Annotated in this window: 17 protein-coding genes; 8 read left to right on the top strand and 9 right to left on the bottom strand. The window is 72.1% G+C overall.

Going from position 1 to position 23,112, the window contains the following annotated elements:
- Positions 1–73 precede the first annotated feature (73 nt).
- From ACFRCG_RS05565 to ACFRCG_RS05550, 4 genes are all read right to left on the bottom strand, one after another.
- A complete protein-coding gene (locus tag ACFRCG_RS05565) occupies positions 74–670 on the bottom strand; it encodes a biotin transporter BioY (RefSeq protein ID WP_380029069.1) in 597 nt (198 codons plus the stop codon).
- 154 nt (positions 671–824) lie between these two features.
- Positions 825–2,222, bottom strand: coding sequence for an aldehyde dehydrogenase family protein (locus tag ACFRCG_RS05560; RefSeq protein WP_380029067.1), 1,398 nt, complete (start codon positions 2,220–2,222; stop codon positions 825–827).
- A 130-nt stretch (positions 2,223–2,352) separates the two neighbouring features.
- Positions 2,353–3,039 carry a hypothetical protein gene (locus ACFRCG_RS05555; protein WP_380029064.1) on the bottom strand — a complete coding sequence of 229 codons (687 nt, stop codon included), beginning with the start codon at positions 3,037–3,039 and terminating at the stop codon, positions 2,353–2,355.
- Between the two features lie 126 nt (positions 3,040–3,165).
- Positions 3,166–3,795: a disulfide bond formation protein DsbA gene (locus ACFRCG_RS05550; protein ID WP_380029062.1), complete on the bottom strand. Its 630-nt coding sequence runs from the start codon at positions 3,793–3,795 to the stop codon at positions 3,166–3,168.
- Positions 3,796–4,061: 266 nt separating this feature from the next.
- Here ACFRCG_RS05550 and pepN (ACFRCG_RS05545) point away from each other — a divergent pair, with 266 nt between their 5' ends.
- The 3 genes from pepN (ACFRCG_RS05545) (at position 4,062) to ACFRCG_RS05535 (ending at position 9,864) form a co-directional block, all read left to right on the top strand.
- Positions 4,062–6,605, top strand: a complete 2,544-nt coding sequence (gene pepN / locus ACFRCG_RS05545; RefSeq protein WP_380029059.1) for an aminopeptidase N — start codon at positions 4,062–4,064, stop codon at positions 6,603–6,605.
- A gap of 89 nt (positions 6,606–6,694) precedes the next feature.
- Positions 6,695–9,241: an aminopeptidase N gene (gene pepN, locus ACFRCG_RS05540; RefSeq protein WP_380029057.1), complete on the top strand. Its 2,547-nt coding sequence runs from the start codon at positions 6,695–6,697 to the stop codon at positions 9,239–9,241.
- A 395-nt stretch (positions 9,242–9,636) separates the two neighbouring features.
- Positions 9,637–9,864, top strand: coding sequence for a hypothetical protein (locus ACFRCG_RS05535; protein ID WP_126642614.1), 228 nt, complete (start codon positions 9,637–9,639; stop codon positions 9,862–9,864).
- A gap of 82 nt (positions 9,865–9,946) precedes the next feature.
- Here ACFRCG_RS05535 and malQ read toward each other — a convergent pair whose 3' ends face one another.
- Together malQ and ACFRCG_RS05525 are read right to left on the bottom strand one after the other, a co-directional pair.
- Entirely contained in the window at positions 9,947–12,121 is a 2,175-nt protein-coding gene (malQ, locus tag ACFRCG_RS05530) for a 4-alpha-glucanotransferase (protein WP_380029054.1), read from the bottom strand.
- Between the two features lie 200 nt (positions 12,122–12,321).
- On the bottom strand, positions 12,322–12,864 hold the full coding sequence (locus tag ACFRCG_RS05525) for an HNH endonuclease (RefSeq protein ID WP_380002897.1): 543 nt from the start codon (positions 12,862–12,864) through the stop codon (positions 12,322–12,324).
- A 202-nt stretch (positions 12,865–13,066) separates the two neighbouring features.
- On the opposite strand from ACFRCG_RS05525, the gene ACFRCG_RS05520 reads away from it, so the two are divergent.
- The 5 genes from ACFRCG_RS05520 to ACFRCG_RS05500 all read left to right on the top strand — a co-directional run bounded on the left by ACFRCG_RS05520 (position 13,067) and on the right by ACFRCG_RS05500 (position 20,178).
- Positions 13,067–15,226: a prolyl oligopeptidase family protein gene (locus ACFRCG_RS05520; protein WP_380029052.1), complete on the top strand. Its 2,160-nt coding sequence runs from the start codon at positions 13,067–13,069 to the stop codon at positions 15,224–15,226.
- 135 nt (positions 15,227–15,361) lie between these two features.
- Positions 15,362–16,390 carry a mechanosensitive ion channel family protein gene (locus tag ACFRCG_RS05515; RefSeq protein ID WP_380029050.1) on the top strand — a complete coding sequence of 343 codons (1,029 nt, stop codon included), beginning with the start codon at positions 15,362–15,364 and terminating at the stop codon, positions 16,388–16,390.
- 158 nt (positions 16,391–16,548) lie between these two features.
- Positions 16,549–18,021: an SDR family oxidoreductase gene (locus tag ACFRCG_RS05510; RefSeq protein ID WP_380029048.1), complete on the top strand. Its 1,473-nt coding sequence runs from the start codon at positions 16,549–16,551 to the stop codon at positions 18,019–18,021.
- Between the two features lie 59 nt (positions 18,022–18,080).
- Positions 18,081–18,467: a globin gene (locus tag ACFRCG_RS05505; RefSeq protein WP_380029220.1), complete on the top strand. Its 387-nt coding sequence runs from the start codon at positions 18,081–18,083 to the stop codon at positions 18,465–18,467.
- Between the two features lie 67 nt (positions 18,468–18,534).
- Positions 18,535–20,178, top strand: coding sequence for a glycoside hydrolase family 13 protein (locus tag ACFRCG_RS05500; protein ID WP_380029046.1), 1,644 nt, complete (start codon positions 18,535–18,537; stop codon positions 20,176–20,178).
- A gap of 66 nt (positions 20,179–20,244) precedes the next feature.
- Here ACFRCG_RS05500 and ACFRCG_RS05495 read toward each other — a convergent pair whose 3' ends face one another.
- The 3 genes from ACFRCG_RS05495 to ettA form a co-directional block, all read right to left on the bottom strand.
- Positions 20,245–20,892, bottom strand: a complete 648-nt coding sequence (locus ACFRCG_RS05495) for a hypothetical protein (RefSeq protein WP_380029044.1) — start codon at positions 20,890–20,892, stop codon at positions 20,245–20,247.
- On the bottom strand, positions 20,889–21,329 hold the full coding sequence (locus ACFRCG_RS05490; protein ID WP_380029042.1) for an acyl-CoA thioesterase: 441 nt from the start codon (positions 21,327–21,329) through the stop codon (positions 20,889–20,891). The genes ACFRCG_RS05495 and ACFRCG_RS05490 overlap by 4 nt, the downstream gene beginning before the upstream one ends.
- 114 nt (positions 21,330–21,443) lie before the next feature.
- The gene (ettA, locus tag ACFRCG_RS05485) at positions 21,444–23,108 is read right to left on the bottom strand and encodes an energy-dependent translational throttle protein EttA (protein WP_380029040.1); all 1,665 of its coding nucleotides are present in this window, start codon (positions 23,106–23,108) and stop codon (positions 21,444–21,446) included.
- Positions 23,109–23,112 lie beyond the last annotated feature (4 nt).

Here is a 23,112-nt window from a genome sequence, read left to right as displayed (position 1 = left end):
TACCCCGCCTCCCACGAACGGGGGGACGGGGTACGGGTGATCGGGATTCGCGTCCCGTGGGCGTGCCGAGACGTCAGCCGCGCCGGCCGACCAGCTTCCAGGCGCTGGGCAGCAGCGCCATCGCCAGCGCGATCTTGACCGCGTCGCCGAAGAGGTAGTTGCGCATGCCGATCTCGTACGCCTGCGACATCGAGATGCCCAGGTCGTGCGCGAGGTAGGTGAGGCCCGCCGCGTAGATCACCGCGTTGCCGAGGAGCATCGTGCCCGCGGTGCGCAGCGGGCTGCGGTCGGTGCCGCGCTGGGCCAGGAAGCCGGCCGCGGCCGCCGCGAGCACCATGCCGAACACGTAGCCCAGGGTCGGGAATCCGGTCCCGGAGGTACCCTCCGCGAACCAGGGCATCCCGGCCGCGCCCAGGCCCAGGTAGAGCACCATCGCGGCGAGCCCGCGCCAGGCGCCGAGCGCGCTGCCGGCGAGCAGGACGGCGAAGGTCTGGCCGGTCACCGGCACCGGCGAGCCGGGCACCGGGACCGAGATCTGGGCGGCGAGGCCGACGAACGCGGACGCGCCGACGATCAGCGCGGCGTCACGAACGGCCGCGCCGCGAAAGACGCGGGCCGGGACGAGGTCGGCCAGAACGGGGCGGCGCGCATCGAGAAGGGCAGTGCTCACAGCGGACTCCACACTCTTGTGTTGCGGGACTCTGTGAACTTAACCAATCGGACATCGAGTGGTCACAGTGGTGCCCGACAACGTACGGATCCGCACTTTGTCGAACACCACCGAACAACCCACCGCTACCGCAACGCCTCGGAGCGAAGGCGCCTCAGAACTGCAGCGCCTTGACCTCCAGGTACTCCTCCAGGCCGTGGCGCCCCAGTTCGCGCCCGTTGCCCGACTGCTTGTATCCGCCGAACGGCGCGATCGGGTTGAACGCGCCGCCGTTGATCTCCACCTGCCCGGTACGCAGCCGGCGCGCGAACGCCACCGCCGCCTCCCGGGTCGGCGCCCACACCGCGCCGGACAGGCCGTACGGGGTGTCGTTGGCGATCCGCTCGGCCTCCTCCTCGGTGTCGTAGGCCATGATCGACAACACCGGCCCGAAGATCTCCTCGCGCGCGATGGTCATCTCGGGGGTCACGTCGGTGAACACGGTGGGCCGCACGTGGTAGCCGACCTCGACCCCCTCGGGCAGCTCCGCGCCGCCCGTGGCCAGCGTCGCCCCCTCGGCCAGCCCCTTGGCGATGTAGCCGCGCACCCGCTCGAACTGGGTCGCGTTGACCAGCGGGCCGAGCCGCTGTGCCGACGCCTCGGCGGCGGCGGTGGCCAGCTCGACCGCGCGCGGCAGGTCGTCGCGGTGCACCAGCATCCGGGTCAGCGCGCTGCACGTCTGACCGCTGTTGCGGTACGCGCCGTCGACGCCCGCCCGGACCGCCTTGTCCAGGTCGGCGCCCGGCAGGATCACATTGGCGGACTTGCCGCCGAGTTCGAGCGCGACCCGCTTGACCGTCGCCGACGCCAGCTCCGACACCCGGGTGCCGGCCCGGGTCGAGCCGGTGAACGAGACCATGTCCACGTCCGGGTGGGACGCGATCGCCTCGCCCACCACCGGACCGGTGCCGGAGACCAGGTTCACCACACCCGGCGGGAAACCCGCGTCGTGCAGGATCTCGAAGAACAGGTGCGCGGCCTGCGGCGCCACCTCGCTGGCCTTGACCACCACGGTGCAGCCCGCGATCAGCGCCGGGGCGAGTTTGTTGGTGATCTGGTGCAGCGGGTAGTTCCACGGGGTGATCGCGCCGACCACGCCGACCGGTTCGCGCACCACCAGCGAGGTCCCGGCGTGCTCCTCCCAGGGGAACTCCTCGGCGAGCGCGATGTAGCTCGCGAGCACCGTCAGCGGCAGGCCGACCTGCACCCGCGAGGCCAGCCACGCCGGCGCGCCCATGTCCGCGGTGATCACCTCGGCCATCGCGTCCGTGCGCTCCGCGAGCAGGTCCCGGGCCTTGGTCAGCAGCGCGGCCCGCTCGGCCGGGGCGGTCGCGGCCCAGCCGGGGAAGGCCCGCCTGGCCGCGGCCACGGCCAGGTCCACGTCGGCGGGTGTGCACTGCGGCACCGTCGCCACGACCTGTTCGGTGTTGGGGTCGACGACGTCGATGGTCTCGGTGGACGAGGGCGCCGTCCACGCGCCGTCGATGTAGATCGTGTCGTAAGCCTTGCTCATGCCGCCGGACTCCTCGCCGTTCGCCGCTGGTGACCTCCCCCGAGCGTACGGCGACACGGATACGATCCCCAGCGCCGAACCGAGTGCCCCGCGACCGGCCCGAGCGGGCCCGCGCCGCCGGCCGCGCCGGTCAGCCCGTCGGACCGTTCGAGGTCCACACCAGTTCGCCGCTGTGTCCGGTGACCGGGAACTCCCGGGCCAGGCCCACCTCGTGCAGGTGGGCGAGCGGGGTGAACGACATCCCGTACTCGTCCTTGTCCTTGTCGAAACCCCAGTCCTTGTACACCTCGACCCGGTACACCAGCCGCACGTCGGGCAACACCGGCGAGCCGGGGAGCGCGGTCGTCCCGGGCAACACCTCGATCCGGCCGGTGATCCGGTACTGCAGACCGCGCATCGCCAGCCACCAGTCGGTGTCGTCCGAGCGGCGGATGAGCACCCCGTGCCAGTGCGTGGTGGTCTCGAAGACGCTCTCCGTGCCCTCGCTGTCGTGCCACCGGATCGCCGCGAGCGCCCACCACTCCTCGAAGTGGGTGAGCGCCGCGCGGCGGAACGGCTTGGCCCGCAGCGGCTGGGCCGGGTCGATCACGAACGGCGCGCCGCGGCCGACCAGGTAGTGCCGCAGCGAGGCGGCGCCGGTCCGCAGCCCCACCAATCGCCACAACGGGACCAGCGCGCGCAGCCCCACGGCCAGCGCGCGGTCGCGCCACCGGGGCATGCGCGACGCGTAGGGGGCGTTGCCGTTGGGTGTGCGCGGATCCGGCCGCCCCGTTCGGGAGGTGTGGATCACACTGCTCTGGCGTTCCGGAGCCGTCATTTATCCAGATTAATTAGCTTTGTTTTACTTTGTAGTCGAAGGCGAGCCGGAATCGACAGGTTTCATCCGGTCAGTCGAAACCGCCGGCGGCCGGTGCGAACCGCCGATCCCGGCCCGGCAGGACCGTCAGTCGAAGATCGGCCCCTGGTCCCGGGTGCGCTTGATCTCGAAGAAGCCGGGGGTGCCCGCGACCAGCACCACACCGTCCCACAGCCGGCCCGCGTCCTCGCCCTTGGGCGCCGGGGTCACCACCGGGCCGAAGAAGGACACGCCGTTGACGCTGATCACCGGGGTACCGACGTCCATGCCCACCCGGTCCATGCCGTCGTGGTGCGACTTGATCAGCGCCTCGTCGTACTCGGTCGAGTCGGCCGCGTCGGCGAGGTCGGTGGGCAGCCCGGCCTCGGTCAGCGCCGCCTCGATCATCTCGCGCGAGAACTCCTCGCCGCCCGGGTGCCGACGGGTGCCCAGCGCCGTGTACAGCGGCAGCAGCACCTCGTTGCCGAACCGCTGCTCGGCGGCGATGCACACCCGCACCGGGCCCCAGCCGCGCTCCAGCATCTCCTTGTACGCCTCGGGTATGTCGTCCCGACCGCTGTTGAGCACCGACAGGCTCATCACGTGCCACTGCACGTCCACGGGGCGGATCTTCTCCACCTCGAGCATCCAGCGCGAGGTCATCCACGCCCACGGACACAGCGGGTCGAACCAGAAGTGCGCGACGTCGCGGGCGGAGCCGTTGTCCTTGGTGGTCACTGCGGTGTTCCTCTCGGTCCTGATCTTCGGTCGAGCAAAGTCTGTGGTCGAGCAAAGTCCTGCCTGACACCGCCTGTGCCGCCTGGTTCGCGACGCGGTACGCCCGGCCGACGCCGAAGCGCGGTTCGGGCACACCGGCGTCCGCACGGCCGGCGTCGACTGTGCAACCGGCGACCGCGGTCCGCCATTCCCGGACAACCGGGCCGACAGGCGCCCCCGCGCCGTGAAAGGATCGCCGGGACCGCAGCCAACCAGGGAGTGATCCAGTGCCCGGCAGGAACCTGACCCGCGAGGAGGCCCGCGAGCGGGCCCGGATCCTGAGCGTCGAGGACTACGACGTCAGGCTCGACGTCAGCACCGACAGCACGGAGACGTTCCACTCCGAGACGGTGCTCCGTTTCGGATGCCGAGAGGCGGGTGCGGCCACGTTCGTGGATCTGCTCGCCCCGGAAGTACACGAGGTCGTGCTCAACGGCCGGGTACTCGATCCCGCCGAGGTCTTCGACGGCACCCGCGTGCGGCTGACCGACCTCGTCGAAGGCGCCAACGAACTGCGCGTACTCGCCTCCTGCGCCTACAGCCGCACCGGCGAGGGTCTGCACCGCTTCGTCGACCCCGTCGACGATCGGGTCTACCTCTACACCCAGTACGAACCGGCCGACTCGCGCCGGGTGTTCGCCAACTTCGAGCAGCCCGACCTCAAGGCCTCGTTCCGGTTCTCGATCACCGCGCCGGCCGACTGGCGGGTGGTGTCGAACTCGACCACCCCGGAGCCGGAGCCGGTCCGCGAGGGGGTGGCCCGCTGGGACTTCGCCCCGACGCCGCGGATCTCCACCTACCTGACCGCGATAGTCGCCGGTCCCTACCACGCGGTCTTCGACACCTACACGAGCGACGCGGGCCTGGTCGTCCCGCTCGGCGGCTTCTGCCGCGCGTCGCTGGCCGAGTCGTTCGACCACGAGGAGATCTTCGCGGTCACCAAGCAGGGCCTGGACCTGTTCCACGACCGGTTCGACTTCCCCTACCCGTTCGGGAAGTACGACCAGCTCTTCGTGCCCGAGTACAACCTCGGCGCGATGGAGAACCCGGGCGCGGTCACCTTCACCGAGGAATACGTCTTCCGCTCCAAGGTCACCGACTCCGCGTACGAGGGCCGCGCCAACGTGCTCCTGCACGAGATGGCGCACATGTGGTTCGGCGACCTGGTCACCCCGCGCTGGTGGGACGACCTGTGGCTGAAGGAGTCCTTCGCGGACTTCATGGGCTCCTACTCGCAGGGCGCGGCAACCCGCTGGACCGACGCCTGGACCAGCTTCGCCGCCCGCCGCAAGGACTGGGCGTATCGCCAGGACCAGTTGCCCACCACCCACCCGATCGTGGCGGTGATCAACGACCTGGAGGACGCCAAGCTCAACTTCGACGGGATCACCTACGCCAAGGGCGCCTCGGTGCTCAAGCAGCTGGTCGCCTACGTCGGCGAGGACGAGTTCTTCGCGGGCGCCCGGTCCTACTTCCGCACCCACGCCTGGGGCAACACCACCCTCGCCGACTTCCTCACCGCCCTGGAGGAGACCTCCGGCCGGGACCTGAAGTCGTGGTCGGCGGACTGGCTGGAGACCTCCGGCGTCAATACGCTGCGGCCGGCGATCGAGACCGACGCCGCCGGGGTGATCACCTCCTTCGCCGTGCTCCAGGAGGCCGCGCCGGGCTTCCCGACGCTGCGCCCGCACCGGATCGCGATCGGCCTGTACGACGGCGCCGAGCGCGTCGCCCGGGTCGAGGTGGACGTGGTCGGCGAGCGCACCGAGGTACCGGCACTGGTCGGCCGCGTCCGAACCCCGCTGATCCTGCTCAACGACGACGACCTCACCTACGCGAAGGTGCGCTTCGACGCCGAGTCGTGGCGGGCCCTGCTCGACTCGCTCGGCGCGATCGAGTCCTCGCTGGCCCGGGCCCTGTGCTGGGGCGCGGCCTGGGACATGACCCGCGACGGCGAGCTGTCCGCCCGCGACTACCTGGACCTGGTGCTGCGGCACGCGGGTCGGGAGAGCGACGTGGGCGTGGTGCAGAAGCTGCACACCCAGGTCAAGACCGGCCTGGACCACTACACCGACCCGGCGCTTCGGGCCGAGGCGCTGCACCGGCTCGCGAGCGGCGCCGCCGACGAGCTGCGGGCCGCGCCGGCCGGCGGCGACCACCAGCTGGCCTGGGCCCGCTGCCTGGCCGCGGCCTCCGCGACGCCCGACGAACTCGCCTTCCTGCGCGAGCTGTTGTCCGGCGCACAGGAGATCCCCGGGCTGGCCATGGACACCGAGCTGCGCTGGGCGATGTTGCGCGCGCTGTGCGCGGGCGGCGCCGCCGACGAGCCCGAGATCGCCGCCGAACTCGAGCGCGACGGCACCGCCGCGGGCCGGCGGCACGCGATCGAGTGCCGCGCGGCACGGCCCACCGCCGAGGCCAAGGCCGAGGCGTGGCACCTGGCGGTGGAGACCGACGAGTTGCCCAACGCCACCCTCGGCGCGGTGATCGCCGGCTTCGCCACCGCCGGCCAGGAGGAGCTGACCGAGCCGTACGTCGACCGCTACTTCGCCGCCCTGGCGCCGGTCTGGCGGGACCGCTCGATCGAGATCGCGCGACGCATCGTGGTCGGCCTGTACCCGTCGGGTCGAATCGACCCCGACACGTTGCGCCGCACCGACGACTGGCTGGCCGCCGCCGAACCGGTACCGGCTCTGCGCCGCCTGGTCCTGGAATGCCGCGACGACGTGGCCCGCGCCCTCCGAGCGCGCGGGCGCGACCGGCGCGACTGAAGTCCCTCCCGGGCCCCGCCGCCGACCGCGGCGGGGCCCGATCCGTCGGCCGCCCATCCCGGCGGCGCCCATCCCACAAGGAGCGCAGCGTGCCCGGTACCAACCTGACGCGTGACGAGGCCCGCGAGCGGGCCCGGATCCTCACCGTCGACTCGTACGACATCACCCTCGACCTGACCGACACGGGGGCGACGTTCCCGTCCACGACCGTGGTGCGGTTCGGGTGTACCGAGCCCGGCGCGGCGACCTTCGTCGATCTGATCGCCCCCGAGGTGCACGAGATCACCCTCAACGGCAGGGCGCTCGACGTCGACGCGGTGTTCGCGGACAGCCGGATCGCGCTCGCCGACCTGGCCGAAAGCAACGAGCTGCGCGTGGTGGCGTCCTGCGCCTACATGAACACCGGCGAGGGCCTGCACCGCTTCGTCGACCCGGTCGACGGCAAGACCTACCTCTACACCCAGTTCGAGGTGGCCGACGCCCGCCGGGTGTTCGCCAACTTCGAACAGCCAGACCTCAAGGCCACGTTCGCGTTCACCATCACCGCGCCGAGCGAGTGGCAGGTGGTCTCCTGCTCGCCCACCCCCGAGCCGACGGCGGGCAACGACGGCGCCTCGGTGTGGGCGTTCGAGCCGACCCCGCAGATCTCCACCTACATCACCGCGCTGGTCGCGGGCCACTACCACGCGGTGCACGACACCTACACCGCCGCCGACGGCACCGTGGTGCCGCTCGGCGTGTACTGCCGCTCCTCGCTCGCGCCGCACCTGGACGCGGACGCCATCTTCGACGTCACCAAGCAGGGCTTCGACTACTTCCTGGGCCAGTTCGACTTCCCGTACCCGTTCGGGAAGTACGACCAGCTCTTCGTGCCGGAGTACAACGCGGGCGCGATGGAGAACGCGGGCTGCGTGACGATCCTGGAGGACTACGTCTTCCGCTCCAAGGTCACCGACGCGTCCTACGAGACGCGGGCCGAGACCATCCTGCACGAGCTGGCGCACATGTGGTTCGGCGACCTGGTCACCATGCAGTGGTGGGACGACCTGTGGCTGAACGAGTCGTTCGCGACCTACGCGTCGGTGCGCTGCCAGGCCGAGGTGACCCGCTGGTCGCACGCGTGGGCCACGTTCGGCAACAAGATGAAGACGTGGGCCTACCGGCAGGACCAACTGCCGTCCACCCACCCGATCTTCGCCGACATCCGGGACCTGGAGGACGTCGAGGTCAACTTCGACGGCATCACCTACGCCAAGGGCGCCTCGGTGCTCAAGCAGCTGGTCGCCTACGTCGGCAGCGAGAACTTCTTCGCCGGTGTGCGGACCTACTTCAAGAAGCACGCGTGGGGCAACAGCCGGCTGGCCGACCTGCTCGGCGCGCTGGAGGAGACCTCCGGCCGGGACCTGAAGGCGTGGTCGCGCGAGTGGCTGGAGACCGCGGGCGTGAACACGCTGCGGCCCGAGATCTCACTCGACCCGGACGGCGTGATCACCTCCTTCGCGGTGCTCCAGGAGGCCCCGGAGGCGTGGCCGACGCTGCGCTCGCACCGCATCGCGATCGGCTTCTACGACCGCACCGACGCGGGCCTGGTGCGCACCCACCGCCTGGAGCTGGACATCGCCGGCGCGCGCACCGAGGTCGCGGAACTGGTCGGGCGTGCCCGGCCGGACGTGGTGCTGCTCAACGACGACGACCTGACCTACACCAAGATCCGGCTCGACGAGCGGTCGCTGGCCTGCGTCACCGAGGCGATCGGCGAGTTCGTCGAGCCGCTGCCGCGCGCGTTGTGCTGGGCCGCGGCGTGGGACATGACGCGCGACGCGGAGATGGCGGCGAGCGACTACCTCAAGCTGGTCCTGGCCGGTGCGGGCGGCGAGCGGGACATCAACATCGTCCAGTCGCTCCAGCGCCAGGTCACCAGCGCGTTGGAGCTCTACGTCGACCCGGCGCACCGTGAGCGCTCGCTGGCCGAACTCGCGGTCGCGGCCGAGCGGTTCCTGCGGGCGGCCGAGCCGGGCAGCGACCACCAGCTGGCCTGGACCCGCTGCCTGGCGACGGTGGCCGCACGACCGGACCACCTGGCGATCCTGCGCGGCCTGCTCGACGGTACCGAGACGATCGAGGGCCTGGCGATCGACCCGGACCTGCGCTGGACGCTGCTGCTGCGGCTGTCGGCGACCGGCGGGGCGAGCGAGGCCGACGTACTGGCCGAACTGGAGCGCGACTCCACCGCGGCCGGTCAGCGCTACGCGGAAGCGGCCCGCGCGGCCCGCCCGACCACCGAGGCCAAGGACGCGGCATGGGCGGCGGTGGTCGAATCCGACACCCTCCCCAACGCCACCCAGGCGGCGGTGATCGGCGGCTTCGTCCAGCCCGCCCAACGAGACCTGCTCGCCACTTACACGGAACGCTACTTCGACGCGATCGCAAACGTCTGGGCCACCCGCACCAACGAAATCGCCCAACAAATCGTCATCGGCCTCTACCCGACCCTCCAGGTCACGGAGGACACCCTCAACCGCACAGACGCCTGGCTGGCCTCCGCGGACCACCCGGCCGGCCTCCGCCGCCTGGTCCTCGAAAGCCGAGACGGCGTAGCCCGAAGCCTGCGAGCCCAAGCCCGAGACACCCACTGACAGGAGGCGGGCATCCCGGCGGCCCACCGGCATGGACCGGCCCGCCCCCCGCCCCACCAAACCGAGGCCGGCCCGCCCCACGCCCACCAGCCGGGGCAGGCCGGCCTGCGGCCCACTGTCCTCAAACGCCGGACAGGCTGAAAACCACCCACCCGTCACCAAACAGCCCGGCCGGCACCAGAAGCCAAACAGCCCGGCCGGCATTCGAGGCCGAACAGCCGGGCCGGCGCCTGAGGCCAAACAGCCCGGCCGGCGCCTGAGGCCAAACAGCCCGGCCGGCGCTTGAGGCCAAGCAGCCCGGCCGGCGCTTGAGGCCACCGGACCGGAGGTCGGCCCACCCCGAAAGGGTCAACCCGGTGCGCACCCCACCGCACCGACCCGATACCGTAACCCCCGTGGTGAACAGGAACGCACTTCGCGCCGGGGCCGTGTCGGCCGTAGTCACGCTCATGTCGCTGATCTCGGCGCCCGCCTTCGCGAACATCCGCGACGACGGCGACGAGCCGGGCGCAAGCATGGGCCTCGGCACGACGCTGGCCGTCTTCGTCGGCATCCCGATCCTGGCGTTCGTCGTCATCGCGGGCCTCGTGATGCTTCCGGACATCATCAAAAAGAAGCGCTGACCCTCCGCCGAAGCCGCCGACCGGGCCCACGCCCACTCGGCGGCTTCCGCACGTACGCGGCGACCCACCCCCCGCCCGCCCGCTAGCGCCCCCGCAGCGTCCGCGCCAGCGACACCGCGCGCGGATCCACCGGCAGGTCCTCCAGGCAGACCCGCCGCCCCTGGCCGTCGGCGACCGGCAGCAGCCAGTTCGGATACTCCCGCGAGGTGCCCGGCAGGTTCTGCGGCCGCCGATCGCCCACCCCGTCCGGCAGCCACACCCCCAGCAGCCGGCACGGCGTGGCCGCGAGCAGCCGATGCAGCGCCTCGACCGTCTCCCGCTCGCCCGCACCCGGCCGCAGGTACCCGCGCCGGCGCAACAGTTCGAGCCACTGCTCACGGTCGGCCAGGTCCTCGGCCCGCTCCACCTCCGCGTCCCGCACCAGCAGGTGCAGCCGCTCCCACAGGTCGATGTGCTCCCCCGCGAGCCGGGCCGCGGTGGGCGGCAGATCGTGCGTGGTCACCGTCGCCAGCGAACTCGCCCGCCACTGCTCGGGCGACAGCGGCCGGCCCTTGTCGTCGCGCTCGAACCACAACACCGAGGTGCCCAGGATCCCGCGCTCGGCAAGGTACGTGCGCACCCACGGCTCCACCGTGCCCAGGTCCTCGCCGATCACCACCGCGCCCGCCCGATGCGCCTCCAGGGCCAGGATGCCGACCATCGCCTCGTGGTCGTAGCGCACATAGGCGCCTTCGGCGGGGCTGTTGCCCTTCGGCACCCACCAGAACCGGAACAGCCCGAGCACGTGGTCCACCCGCACCGCGCCCGCGTGCCGAAAGACCGCGCGCAGCAGCTCCCGGTACGGCGCGTAGCCCGCCTCGGCCAACCGCTGCGGATGCCACGGCGGCTGGTTCCAGTCCTGCCCGATCTGGTTCATCGCGTCCGGCGGCGCCCCGCCCGTCGCCCCGAGCGCCAGCACCCCACCACCCCGGGCCGCGCCGAGCACCCACGCGTCCGCCCCGTCGGGGTGCACGCCCACCGCGAGGTCGTGCACGACGCCCACCGGCATGCCCGCCCGGGTCGCGGCCTCCTGCGCGGCGCGCAGCTGATCGGCCAGCACCCACTGGGTCCAGCGGTGGAAGTCGACCGTGCCGGCCAGCCGTTCGCGCGCCGCGGCGACCTCGGCCGAGTCCGGGTCGTGCAGTTCCCCGGGCCACTCGCGCCAGGTCGGGCCGTACTCCTCGACCAGCGCACACCAGGTGGCGAAGTCGGTCAACCACTGGCCCTCACGCGCGATGAACGCCCGGTAGTCGGCGTCGCGCCCCAGACTCCGCGGCACCTTGTGCACCAGCGCGAGCGCGGCCCGCTTGGCCGTGCGGACCGCGTCCCGGTCCAGCCGATCCGCGCCGTCCGACCCGTCCCCCGCCGAGGCCCGCAACTCCTCGGCGACCGCCCGCTCGACGGGGCTCAGATAGGCGAACTCGGGCACCGCCTCGACCCGCACGTACATCGGATCCGGAAAACGACGGCTCACCGGCAGATACGGCGAGGGCTCCACCGGCGGCACCGGCGAGGCCGCGTGCAGCGGATTGACCAGTACGAACCCGGCCCCCTGCGCACGCGCCGACCACGTGGCCAGATCGGCCAGGTCGGCGAGGTCGCCGATGCCCCACGAGCGGCGCGAGGGCAGCGAGTAGAGCTGGACCATGTAGCCCCACGCCCGCTCCGCCGGCACCGGCAGCACGGTCGGGGTGATCGCGATCGCGCACGACGCGTACACCCCATCGCCGTTCGCGCTCGGCACACCGCCCGAGCCCAACGACTCCTCCGGCTCGGGCGAGCAGCGCGCGTGCAGGGTGTGCCAGCCCAGCGGCAGGTCGGCGGGGACGCGGTGGGCCCCGATCGGGTCCCCCAGCGGGCCTGGCCCCGGGCCGGGGCCGACATCGCGCCGGACCCCGCCGTCCTCCAGTTCGATCCACAACTCGACCCGATGTCCCGCCGGCACGTTGACCGTGAAGCCGGCCGCGCGGCCCGCGCGCAGCACGAGCACCGGAGGCAGCAGCCGGGTCCGGCGCGCCTCGTCCTGCGCCGCCAGCGCGGCCCGAGCCGCCTCGGGCGTCGACGCGTCCACCCCCAGTGCGCCGAGCACCGCTATCACCGTCGCGGGAGCGGCGTGCACGGCCTCGCCGCGCCACCCCTCGTACTCCGTGGCCACCCCGAACGCGGAGGCGAGCCGGACCAATTCGGGAGACAACTGCGATACGCGTGGTTCCTCCATGCCCGCGAGCATCGCACCCGAACGGCCCGGCTGTCGGCGTGTTCGCCGCGGACGCGAACGGGTGTGTCGGGACCCGACCGCGGCGCGCGGACACGTCGAAACGCGGCGGGGAACCCGTCGCGGCGCAGCGACCCCGCGAAACGCGGCGCCCCGCCCCAACGCAAACGGCGACGGGCTCCCCTGAGGAAATCCGCCGCCGTCTAGGCGCTCGCGACCTGGTCGAAATGGTCGAAGCCCGCTTCCTGCGCACCGTACGGCGCCAGGTAGGGCTCCCAGCGTGGATCGCGGAACCCGGTACCGAGGATCCGCCACGCCAGGCCGGTGGGTTGGGCCGGCGGGCGCGGCATTCGCCAGCCCAGTTCGGCGATGTAGCGGTCGCTTTTGACGTGATTGCAGCGACGACACGCCGAGACCACGTTGTCCCACGTGTGCCGGCCGCCGCGGCTGCGGGGGACGACGTGGTCGACGCTGGTGGCGGCGCTTCCGCAATAGACACAACGCCCTCCGTCGCGGGCGAACAGCGCGCGGCGGGTGAGCGGTACCTGGCCCCGAAAGGGGATTCGGACGAAACGGGTCAGTCTGATGACACTGGGTACGGGAATCTCGGTGGTGGCGCTGTGCAGGATGGTGCCTGTCTCTTCCAGGCACATTGCCTTGTCGTTCAGCACGAGAATGAGTGCGCGGCGAACGGGCACCACGCACAGGGGCTCGTACGACGCGTTGAGGACCAGCGAATGCGGCACGTATGCCTCCCTGTGACGCCGACAGCGCGTGGCTCGCGCCGGGGACGATCGGCCTCCAGTGTCCATGGCGGGATACCCCACGCGCTACCAGGAATCGACAAGGTCACATAGCGTTCACCTGCACGAGTGGCCGCGCGTGGTGGATCGGTGACCGTCCGCATCGCCCGAACGCGCGACGGGCGCGGGCGTCTAGGGTGCGCCCATGACGCGCTCTGTGCAGCCCGCGGAACACGCCCCCCACGAGACCCCCCGCGCGCCCGCCGCCGCCCGTGGCGACACGGTCGACGTGCTGTTCGGCCGCTCCGTGCCGGATCCCTATCGTGCCCTGGAGGACCCGGACGCGCCGGCCACCCGCGCCTGGTCGGCCGCGCAGGACGAGTGGTTCCACGCCCATGTGGACCATCTGGCCGGACGCGATCGGCTGCGGGCGCGCCTGGACGAACTGCTCGCCACCGGGTCGATGGGGCTGCCCTGTTGGCGCGGTGGGCGGCACTTCCTGGTCCGCCGCGACCCGGGGCGCGAGCACGGCGTGTTGTTCGTGGTCGAGCCGGACGGGAGCGAGCGGGAGTTGGTGGATCCGATCGCGATCGACCCGGGCGGCACCACCACGCTCGACCAGTGGGTGCCCTCCGACGAGGGCGACCGACTGGCGTATCTGCTCTCCACCGGCGGGGACGAGGAGTCGCGCCTGTACGTGCTCGACGTCGCCGACGGCACCCGGATCGAGGGCCCGATCGACCGGATGCGGGACACCTCGATCGCCTGGCTTCCCGGCGGCGAGGCGTGTTATCTGGTGCGCCGACTGCCGCCGGAGGCGGTGCCCGAAGGTGAGGAGCAGCACCACCGCCGGGTGTACCTGCACCGGATCGGCGCGGATCCGGCCGAGGATGTGGAGGTGTTCGGCGCGGGCACCGATCCGGGCACCTACTTCGGCGTCGGGGTCAGTCGGGACGGCCGCTGGCTGAGCGTGTCCTCCTCCTCGGGCACCGCGCCGCGCAACGACCTGTGGCTGGCCGATCTGCACGAGGGTCCGCCGGAGCGGCCGGTACTGCGGCCGGTGACCGTGGGTCTGGACGCGCTCACCGGGGTGCGGGTGGGCCGCGACGGGCGGCTGTACGTGCTCACCGACCTGGACGCGCCGCGCGGCCGGCTGTGCGTGGCCGATCCGGCGGCGCCCGGGCCCGAGGGCTGGCACGATCTGGTCGCCGAAGAGCCGGACGCGGTGCTGACGGGCTTCGCGATCCTGGACGGACCGCAGGCGCCCCGACCGACCCTGCTGGTCGGTCGGACCCGGCACGCGGTGGGCGAGCTGTCCGCGTACGACCTGGCGGACGGGCGATTGTTGGCCCGCCCGAGCATGCCCGGCGGCTCGCCGGGGTCCATCGGCGGCCTCGCCGAACACCCCGAGGGCGGACACGAGGCGTGGTTCGGCTGGTCGGACTACACCGCCCCGTCGGCGGTGCTGCGCTACGACGCGCGTACCGGGGCGATCGACACCTGGGCCACCGCGCCCGGCACCACGACGCTGCCCGACGTACACGTGCGCCAGGAGACGTACCGCTCGGCCGACGGCACCACCGTGCACATGTTCGTGATCGCGCCGACCGCCGAACCGGACCGCCCCCGGCCCACCGTGCTCTACGGGTACGGCGGCTTCGGCATCTCGCTCGGCCCCGCCTACTCGGCGGGTGTGCTCGCCTGGGTGGAGGCCGGTGGGGTGTACGCGATCGCCAACCTGCGCGGCGGCGGCGAGGAGGGCGAGCAGTGGCATCGAGCGGGCATGCGGGGGCACAAGCAACACGTGTTCGACGACTTCCACGCCGCCGCGGAGCACTTGGTCGCCCGCGGGTGGACGACGCCCGACCGGCTAGCCGCGTCCGGCGGCTCCAACGGCGGCCTGCTCGTCGGCGCCGCGCTCACCCAGCGGCCCGAGTTGTACGCGGCCGTGGCCTGCTCGATGCCGCTGCTCGACATGGTCCGCTACGAGCGCTTCGGCCTGGGGCGGTTGTGGTCCGACGAGTACGGCACCGCCGAGGTGGCGGAGGAACTGCACTGGCTGCTGGGCTACTCGCCCTACCACCACGTGCGTCAGGGCGTGGCGTATCCGGCGGTGCTGTTCACCGTGTTCGACGGGGACAGCCGGGTGGATCCGCTGCACGCGCGCAAGATGTGCGCGGCCCTGCAACACGCGACCACGAGCGGGCGCCCGGTGCTGCTGCGGGCCGAGGCCGAGGTGGGTCACGCGGCCCGCTCGGTCACCCGCACGGTCGAACTGACCGCGGACACACTCTCCTTCCTGGCCGCGCACACCGGCCTCGGGCGCGGCGTCGGGTACGGGATCGACGAAGGTGAGGATCGGTGACTTAACGGTGATCAGCGACGAAAGGCGTGAAGGAGAGGTAACACACGAGTGCCCTCGGCCTCGTGACTACTGTGGGACGCGGGTCCCCGGTCGCGGGGAGATCGTCCCCCGCTCGTCGTCCGAAAGGTCTCGTACGTGTCCGCGCTCGTCCCCGGAGTCCAGTTGTCCCTCGACGCCGCCGCAGGCAACGGCAAGGTGTCGTCGTGGTTCGATCGGCACGGCGAGTCCCTCGTGGTGACGCCGATCCGGATCCTCGTGATCATCCTGGTCGCGCTGATCCTGCGGGCGGTGACCCGAAAGCTGATCACCCAGCTGGTCGGCCGGATGGCCAACAGCGGCACGGACAGCAGCGGGCGGCCGGTCACCGGCTTCCTGCTCAACGCCGAGCGCCGCCGCCAGCGCGCCGAGACGGTGGGCTCGGTGCTGCGCAGCACCGCGTCGTTCGTGATCCTGGGCATCGCCGGGCTGATGGTGCTCGGCGAGTTCAAGGTCAACCTCGCGCCGCTCCTCGCCAGCGCGGGCATCGCCGGCATCGCGCTCGGCTTCGGCGCGCGCAACCTGGTGACCGACTTCCTGTCCGGGATGTTCATGATCCTGGAGGACCAGTACGGCGTGGGCGACCTGGTCGACGCCGGTCCGGCCACCGGCACCGTGGTGGAGGTGGGCCTGCGGATCACCAAGCTGCGCGACGTGGACGGCACGGTCTGGTACATCCGCAACGGCGAGATCAAGCGGATCGGCAACAAGAGCCAGGGTTGGGGCACCGCCAAGGTGGACGTGCAGGTCGGCTACCACGAGGACGTGGACAAGGTCCGCGCGGTGATCACCTCCACCGCCGAGGCGCTGGCCGACGTGGAGCCGTGGAACGAGCGGGTCTGGGGCTCGGCGACGGTGGTCGGGATGGAGTCGGTGACGGCCGACGCGGTGGTGCTCCAGGTGCAGATCAAGACCATGCCGGGCCAGGAACTGCCGGTCGCGCGCGAGTTGCGGGGGCGGGTCAAGCGCGCGTTCGACGACGCGGGCATCCGCATCAGCGAACCAATCGCCAGCGCCACACCCCCCACCGAGGAGCCGGGCGCCCCGGCCCCCCAGGCCGAACCGGCCCCGGTCCCGGTCAACCCGCCGCCCACACCCCCCGCGCCGCAGGCTCCGGGGGCACCCTGAACCCGACCCCGCCGGCCCGGGTCCACCGCCCGTGTCGTGGGTGAACCCGGCGGCGGGGGCCGGGCCGGGCGTCTTCGGGGTGCGGGCGCGGGACCATTCGGGCTACCCGTGGCGCGCCTGCGGTCGTTGTGGCTGCCGCGTCGCCGAGACTGGGTCGGGTGAACGCTCCCCTGTGCCTGGTCACCGGATCCACCGGCTATCTGGGCGGCCGACTGGTGACCGAGTTGCTCGCCGCCGGTCATCGGGTGCGCTGCATGGCCCGGACCCCGGCCAAGCTGCGCGACCACCCGTGGGCGGACCGGGTGGAGATCGTGCGCGCCGACGCGCTCGATCCGTCCGCTGTGCGCCGCGCCCTCGACGGCGTGGACGTGGCCTACTACCTGATCCACGCGCTCGGCAGCGGGCCGCGCTTCGCCGACACCGACCGCGAGAGCGCGCGCGTGTTCGCCGAGGCGGCCGAGGACGCGGGCGTGGGCCGGCTCGTCTACCTCGGCGGCCTGGGCCCGGCCGCCGGTTCCGCGGCCCGCGACTCCTCCCCGCACCTGCGTTCGCGCGCCGAGGTGGGCGAGATCCTGCTCGCCGGCGCGGTGCCCACCGCCGTGCTGCGCGCGGCGGTGATCATCGGCTCGGGCTCGGCGTCCTTCGAGATGTTGCGCTACCTGACCGAGCGGCTGCCGGTGATGGTCACCCCGCGCTGGGTCACCTCCCGGATCCAGCCGATCGCCGTTCGCGACGTACTGCGCTACCTGGTCGGCTGCGCCACGCTGCCCCCGGACGTGAACCGCGCCTTCGACATCGGCGGCCCGGACGTGCTCACCTACGAGCAGATGATGCAGCGCTACGCGACCGTGGCCGGACTGCGCCGCCGCCGGGTGTTGCCGGTGCCGATGCTCTCGCCCTGGTTGTCCAGCCACTGGGTGGGCCTGATCACCCCCGTACCCGGAGCGCTGGCCCGACCGCTGGTGGAGTCGCTGCGCAGCGAGGTGGTCTGCCACGAGCACGACATCGCCCGCTACGTCCCCGACCCGCCGGAGGGCCTGATCGGCTTCGACCGGGCCCTCGAACTGGCGCTGGTCCGGATCCGCGACGCCGACGTGGCCACCCGCTGGTCCTCTGCGGCCACCGCCGGGGCGCCCAGCGATCCGCTGCCCACCGACCCGGACTGGTCCGGCGGCTCGCTGTACGAGGACGTCCGCGAGGCGGAGCCGGCCGCGTCCCCGGCGGCGGTGTGGCGGGTGATCGAGGGCATCGGCGGCGGCAACGGCTGGTACTCGTGGCCGCTCGCCTGGTCGGTGCGCGGCGCCCTGGATCGGATCGTGGGCGGGGTCGGACTGCGCCGGGGACGCCGTGATCCGCACCGGCTCCGGGTCGGCGACTCGCTCGACTTCTGGCGGGTGGAGGAGGTGGTGCCAGGCCGGCTGCTCCGCCTGCGCGCCGAGATGCGCCTGCCGGGCCTGGCCTGGCTGGAGTTCAGCGTCACCGACCGCGACGGCACCACGCACTACCGCCAGCGTGCGCTGTTCCATCCCCGTGGACTGTTCGGGCACGCGTACTGGTGGGCCGTGTTCCCCTTCCACGGCATCGTCTTCGGCGGCATGTGCCGGGGCATCGCCCGCGCCGCGGCACGTTAGGTCCCGTCCGGGGGCCTCCGGCTCGCGGGCCCATCTGAGAGGATGGAGCGGTGACCCAGATGCCGGCGCCGGAACCGAGTCTCTACGAAGCCGTGGGCGGCGAGGAGACGTTCGCCAAACTCGTGCACCGCTTCTATCAGGGTGTGCGCGAGGATCCCCTGCTGCGTCCGATGTATCCGGAGGAGGACCTGGACGGAGCCGAGGACCGGCTGCGGATGTTCCTCGTCCAATACTGGGGCGGCCCGCGCACCTACAGCGAACAACGCGGCCACCCGCGGCTGCGGATGCGGCACGCGCCGTTCGCCGTGACCGAGGAGGCGCGCGACGCGTGGTTGCGGCACATGCGCGCGGCGGTCGACGAGATCGCGCTGCCGGCCGCGCAGGAGAACACCCTCTGGGAATACCTGGTCTACGCCGCGCAGTCGATGGTCAACCGGCTCGACTGACGCGGCGACCGACGGCGGGCGGGACGGGGCGACAGCCACACCGGGAGCGATCCGACGGAGGCGGCCGATGGTACGCGGGTGGTGGCACGACGCGGTCTTCTACCAGGTCTATCCGCGCAGCTTCGCGGACGGCGACGGGGACGGGGTCGGCGATCTGCCCGGGCTCATCGCCCGCCTGCCGTACCTCCGGGACCTGGGTGTCGACGCGATCTGGCTGAGCCCCTTCTATCGGTCGCCGATGGTCGACGCCGGCTACGACGTCGCCGATCCGCGCGACGTGGACCCCCTGTTCGGCACCCTCGCCGACGCGGATCGGGTGTTCGCGCGGGCCCACGAACTCGGCCTGGCGGTCCTGGTGGACGTGGTCCCGAACCACACCTCTCGGGACAGCGCGTGGTTCGCCGCCGCGCTCGCCTCGCCCCCGGGCTCGGTCGAACGCTCCCGCTACCTCTTCCGCGACGGCCGGGGCACGGGCGGGGAGGAGCCGCCGAACAACTGGCTGTCCCAGTTCGGCGGCCCCGCGTGGACCCGGATCACCGAGGCCGACGGCCGTCCGGGCCAGTGGTATCTGCACCTGTACTCACCGGCGCAGCCCGACCTGAACTGGCGCAACCTCGAAGTGCGTTGCGAGTATCTGTCGATCCTGCGCTTTTGGCTGGACCGGGGCGTGGACGGCTTCCGGATCGACGTCGCGCACGGTCTGGTCAAGGCACTCGGCCTGCCGGACGTGCCGCCGGGCGTGCCGCAGGGGTGGGAGGGTCGGCTGCGGCACCGGTTGCCGTATTGGGACCAGCCCGAGGTGCACGACGTCTACCGCACGTGGCGTCGGCTGCTCGACTCGTACGCCGACGTGGACACCGGCGGCGGGCGGCGCGGGCGGATCGCGGTGGCCGAGGTGTGGCTGCCCCGGGCCGAGTGGTCGGCCGCCTACCTGCGACCCGGCGAGCTGCACCAGGCGTTCGACTTCCCCTTCCTGCTCGCCGGCTGGGACCCGGTCCGGCTGCGCGCGGCGATCGACGACGCCCTGGCCGCCACCGCCGCGGTGGGCGCGGCGCCGACGTGGGTGCTGGCCAACCACGACGTGGTGCGGCCGGTGACCCGGCTCGGCGGCGGAGCCCTCGGCCTCGCCCGGGCCAGGGCGGCGCTGCTGCTCGAACTCGCCCTGCCCGGCGCGGCCTACCTGTACCAGGGCGACGAGTTGGGTCTGCCGGAGGTCGAGGACCTGCCCGACGGGCTGCGTCGGGACCCGGTGTTCGCGCGCTCGGACGGTCGGCTGCCGGGCCGGGACGGGTGCCGGGTGCCGCTCCCGTGGGCCGGCGAGGCGGCGCCGTTCGACTTCACCTCGGGGGAGGCCGCCTGGTTGCCCCAGCCCGCGTCCTGGGCGGAGCTGACCGTCGCGGCCCAGCGGCACGACCCGGACTCCACCCTCGCGCTGTGCCGCACCGCGCTGCGCATCCGCCGGACCCACCCGGCCCTCGGCGCCCGCGCGGCCGGCCGCGGCCTGACCTGGGCCCGGGACGAACTCCCGCCGGACGTACTGGCCTTCACCCGAGTCCCCGGCTTCGGCTGCGCGGTGAACATGGGCAGGGCCCCGGCTCGCGTCCCCGTGACCGGTCCGCTGCTGCTGGCCTCGGGACCGGTGGAGCACACCGGGACCGGCGACCTGACCCTCCCGCCGAACACCGCGGCGTGGTGGTCGACCACCCCTTGACCACGACCTCGCCTCCGACGAGTCGACATCGGCGGCTCGACGCGGGCCGCGTTCTTTCGGGGGCGGTCAGCGGGTGAACAGCAGGCCCGGGGCGTCCTCGCGCCGGACCGATACCGAGCCGTAGCGGGCCTCCAGGCGCAGCCAGGCTCCGGTGCGCAACACCTCGGCCCGGGCGTCGGCGTCCGGCGGGCCCAGGAAGCCGAAGGACTGCGCGGCGTGCGCGGCCCGCAGCGGTAGTCGGCCGGCCATCGGTCGGGTCCAGATCCCGGCCGCGACCCGCTCGAACTCGGCACGCGGCATGCCCGGCTCGGTCCTGGCCCGGAACTCGGCGACGCCGGCGGCCACTTCGCGGGCCAGGTCGGGCACCGCGAGGTCGGAGACGTGTTCCCACCCGGTGCGCGGCGGCAGCAGGCCGGCCCACCCCGGACCGGTCACCGACGGCGGGAGCGACACACGCGCGTCGTCCGCGATCGCGTCGAGGAGTTGTCCGGCGGATACGGTCGCGTCCACCGTCGCGGGTTCGGCCAATTCGCTCGCCCGCAGCGTGATCACGCCCGAGGCGGCGGCACCGAACGGCGGATGCCCGAACGTACCGAGCACCATCCCCTCGGCCCGTATCCGCACCACCGCGCCGCGGTCGTAGCGCAGCAGTCGGCTCAGGTAGCCGCCCAGGTCCGCGGCGGCGGCCGGGTCGGCGAGTCGCAGCACGGTCATGCGCGGGCCGACCGCCCCGCCGACTCGTCCCGCGGTTCGAGGAAGCGGTCCAGGTAGGCCCGTTCCTCCTCGGTCAGCCGCCGGGGACGCTGCTCGACCAGCGAATAGGGCACGAGCACGGACAGCGCCGTGGCGTACACCTGCTCGTCGTCCCTGATCTCGTAGGCCAGGGTGAACCGGGCGGCCCCGATCCGGGTCACCCAGGTCTCCACCCGCACGGGTTCGGCGCGCCACACCAGCGGGCGTTTGTAGTCGATCTCGTGGCGGGCGATCACCACGCCCTCGGAGAGTGTCTTGGCCCCCTCGCGCTGCCCGAGGGTGAACATCATGTCCACGCGCGCCTCCTCCAGGTAGCGGAGGTATTGCACATTGTTGACGTGCCGGTAGGCGTCCATGTCGGACCACCGAACCGCCGCGTGATAGATGTGCCTGGCCACGTGCCCAGCCTCTTCTCTGTGATTGCCGACCGACCGGCGCGGCCCGGTGTCGCCGACGGCCTGCCGCATGGGACGTGCGACAGGCCGTCGGCCGCGCCGAACCGATCGGGTGGATCAGTTGCGCTTGAGCTTCTTGTAGGTCGCGCGATGCGGCCGGGCCGCGTCCGCGCCCAGGCGCTCGACCTTGTTCTTCTCGTACGACTCGAAGTTGCCCTCGAACCAGAACCACTTCGAGTCACCCTCGTAGGCGAGGATGTGCGTGGCGACCCGGTCCAGGAACCAGCGGTCGTGCGAGACGACCACGGCGCAGCCGGGGAACTCCAGGAGCGCGTTCTCCAGGCTGGACAGGGTCTCGACGTCGAGGTCGTTGGTCGGTTCGTCGAGCAGCAGCAGGTTGCCGCCCTGCTTGAGCGTCAGCGCCAGGTTGAGCCGGTTGCGCTCACCGCCGGAGAGCACCCCGGTGGGCTTCTGCTGGTCCGGACCCTTGAAGCCGAAGGCGCTGACGTAGGCCCGGGACGGGACCTCGACGTTGCCGACCTTGATGTAGTCCAGGCCGTCGGAGACGACCTCCCACAGGTTCTTCTTCGGGTCCAGGCCGCCGCGCGACTGGTCGACGTAGGAGACCTTGACGGTCTCGCCGACCTTGATGTCGCCGGTGTCGGGCGTCTCGGCGTCGATCAGCATCTTGAACAGCGTGGTCTTGCCCGCGCCGTTCGGACCGATGATGCCGACGATGCCGTTGCGCGGCAGCGTGAAGGACAGGTCGTCCATCAGCAGCTTGTCGTCGAACGCCTTGCTGAGGTGCTCGACCTCGATCACGACGTTGCCCAGGCGCGGACCCGGCGGGATCTGGATCTCCTCGAAGTCCAGCTTCCGCATCTTGTCCGCCTCGGCGGCCATCTCCTCGTAGCGGGCCAGTCGCGCCTTGCTCTTGGCCTGCCGGCCCTTCGCGTTGGAGCGGACCCACTCGAGCTCGTCCTTGAGCCGCTTCTGCCGCTTGGCGTCCTTTTGCCCTTCGACCTTCAGGCGGGTGGCCTTGGTGTCCAGGTAGGTGGAGTAGTTGCCCTCGTAGGGGTGCAGGCGACCGCGGTCCACCTCGCAGATCCACTGGGCGACGTTGTTCAGGAAGTACCGGTCGTGGGTGACCGCGACGACGGTGCCCGCGTACTTCTCCAGGTGCTGTTCCAGCCACTGGACGCTCTCCGCGTCGAGGTGGTTGGTCGGCTCGTCGAGGAGCAGCAGGTCGGGGGCTTCGAGGAGCAGCTTGCACAGCGCCACGCGGCGCTTCTCGCCACCGGAGAGGTTCACGATCGGCCAGTCGCCGGGCGGGCAGCCCAGCGCGTCCATGGCCTGTTCGAGCTGCGAGTCGAGTTCCCAGGCGTTCGCGTGGTCGAGCTGGTCCTGCAGCTCGCCCATCTCCGCCATCAGCTCGTCGGTGTAGTTCGTGGCCATCTCCTCGGCGATGGCGTTGAACCGGTCCAGCTTGCCCTTGATCTCCTTGACGCCGTCCTGGACGTTCTCCAGAACGGTCTTGGTCTCGTCGAGCGGAGGCTCTTGGAGCAGGATTCCGACGGTGTAGCCGGGGGACAGAAACGCGTCGCCGTTGGAGGGCTGTTCCAGCCCGGCCATGATCTTCAGAACGGTCGACTTACCCGCGCCGTTCGGGCCGACGACGCCGATCTTGGCTCCCGGCAGGAAGCTGAGCGTCACGTCGTCGAGGATCACCTTGTCGCCGTGCGCTTTACGCGCCTTGCGCATGGTGTAGATGTACTCAGCCATGCGT

It is taken from the genome of Embleya sp. NPDC056575 (genome assembly GCF_042793325.1).
In the GTDB taxonomy this organism is placed as follows: Bacteria; Actinomycetota; Actinomycetes; order Streptomycetales; family Streptomycetaceae; genus Embleya.
This window is presented reverse-complemented; position numbering and strand designations above follow the sequence as displayed.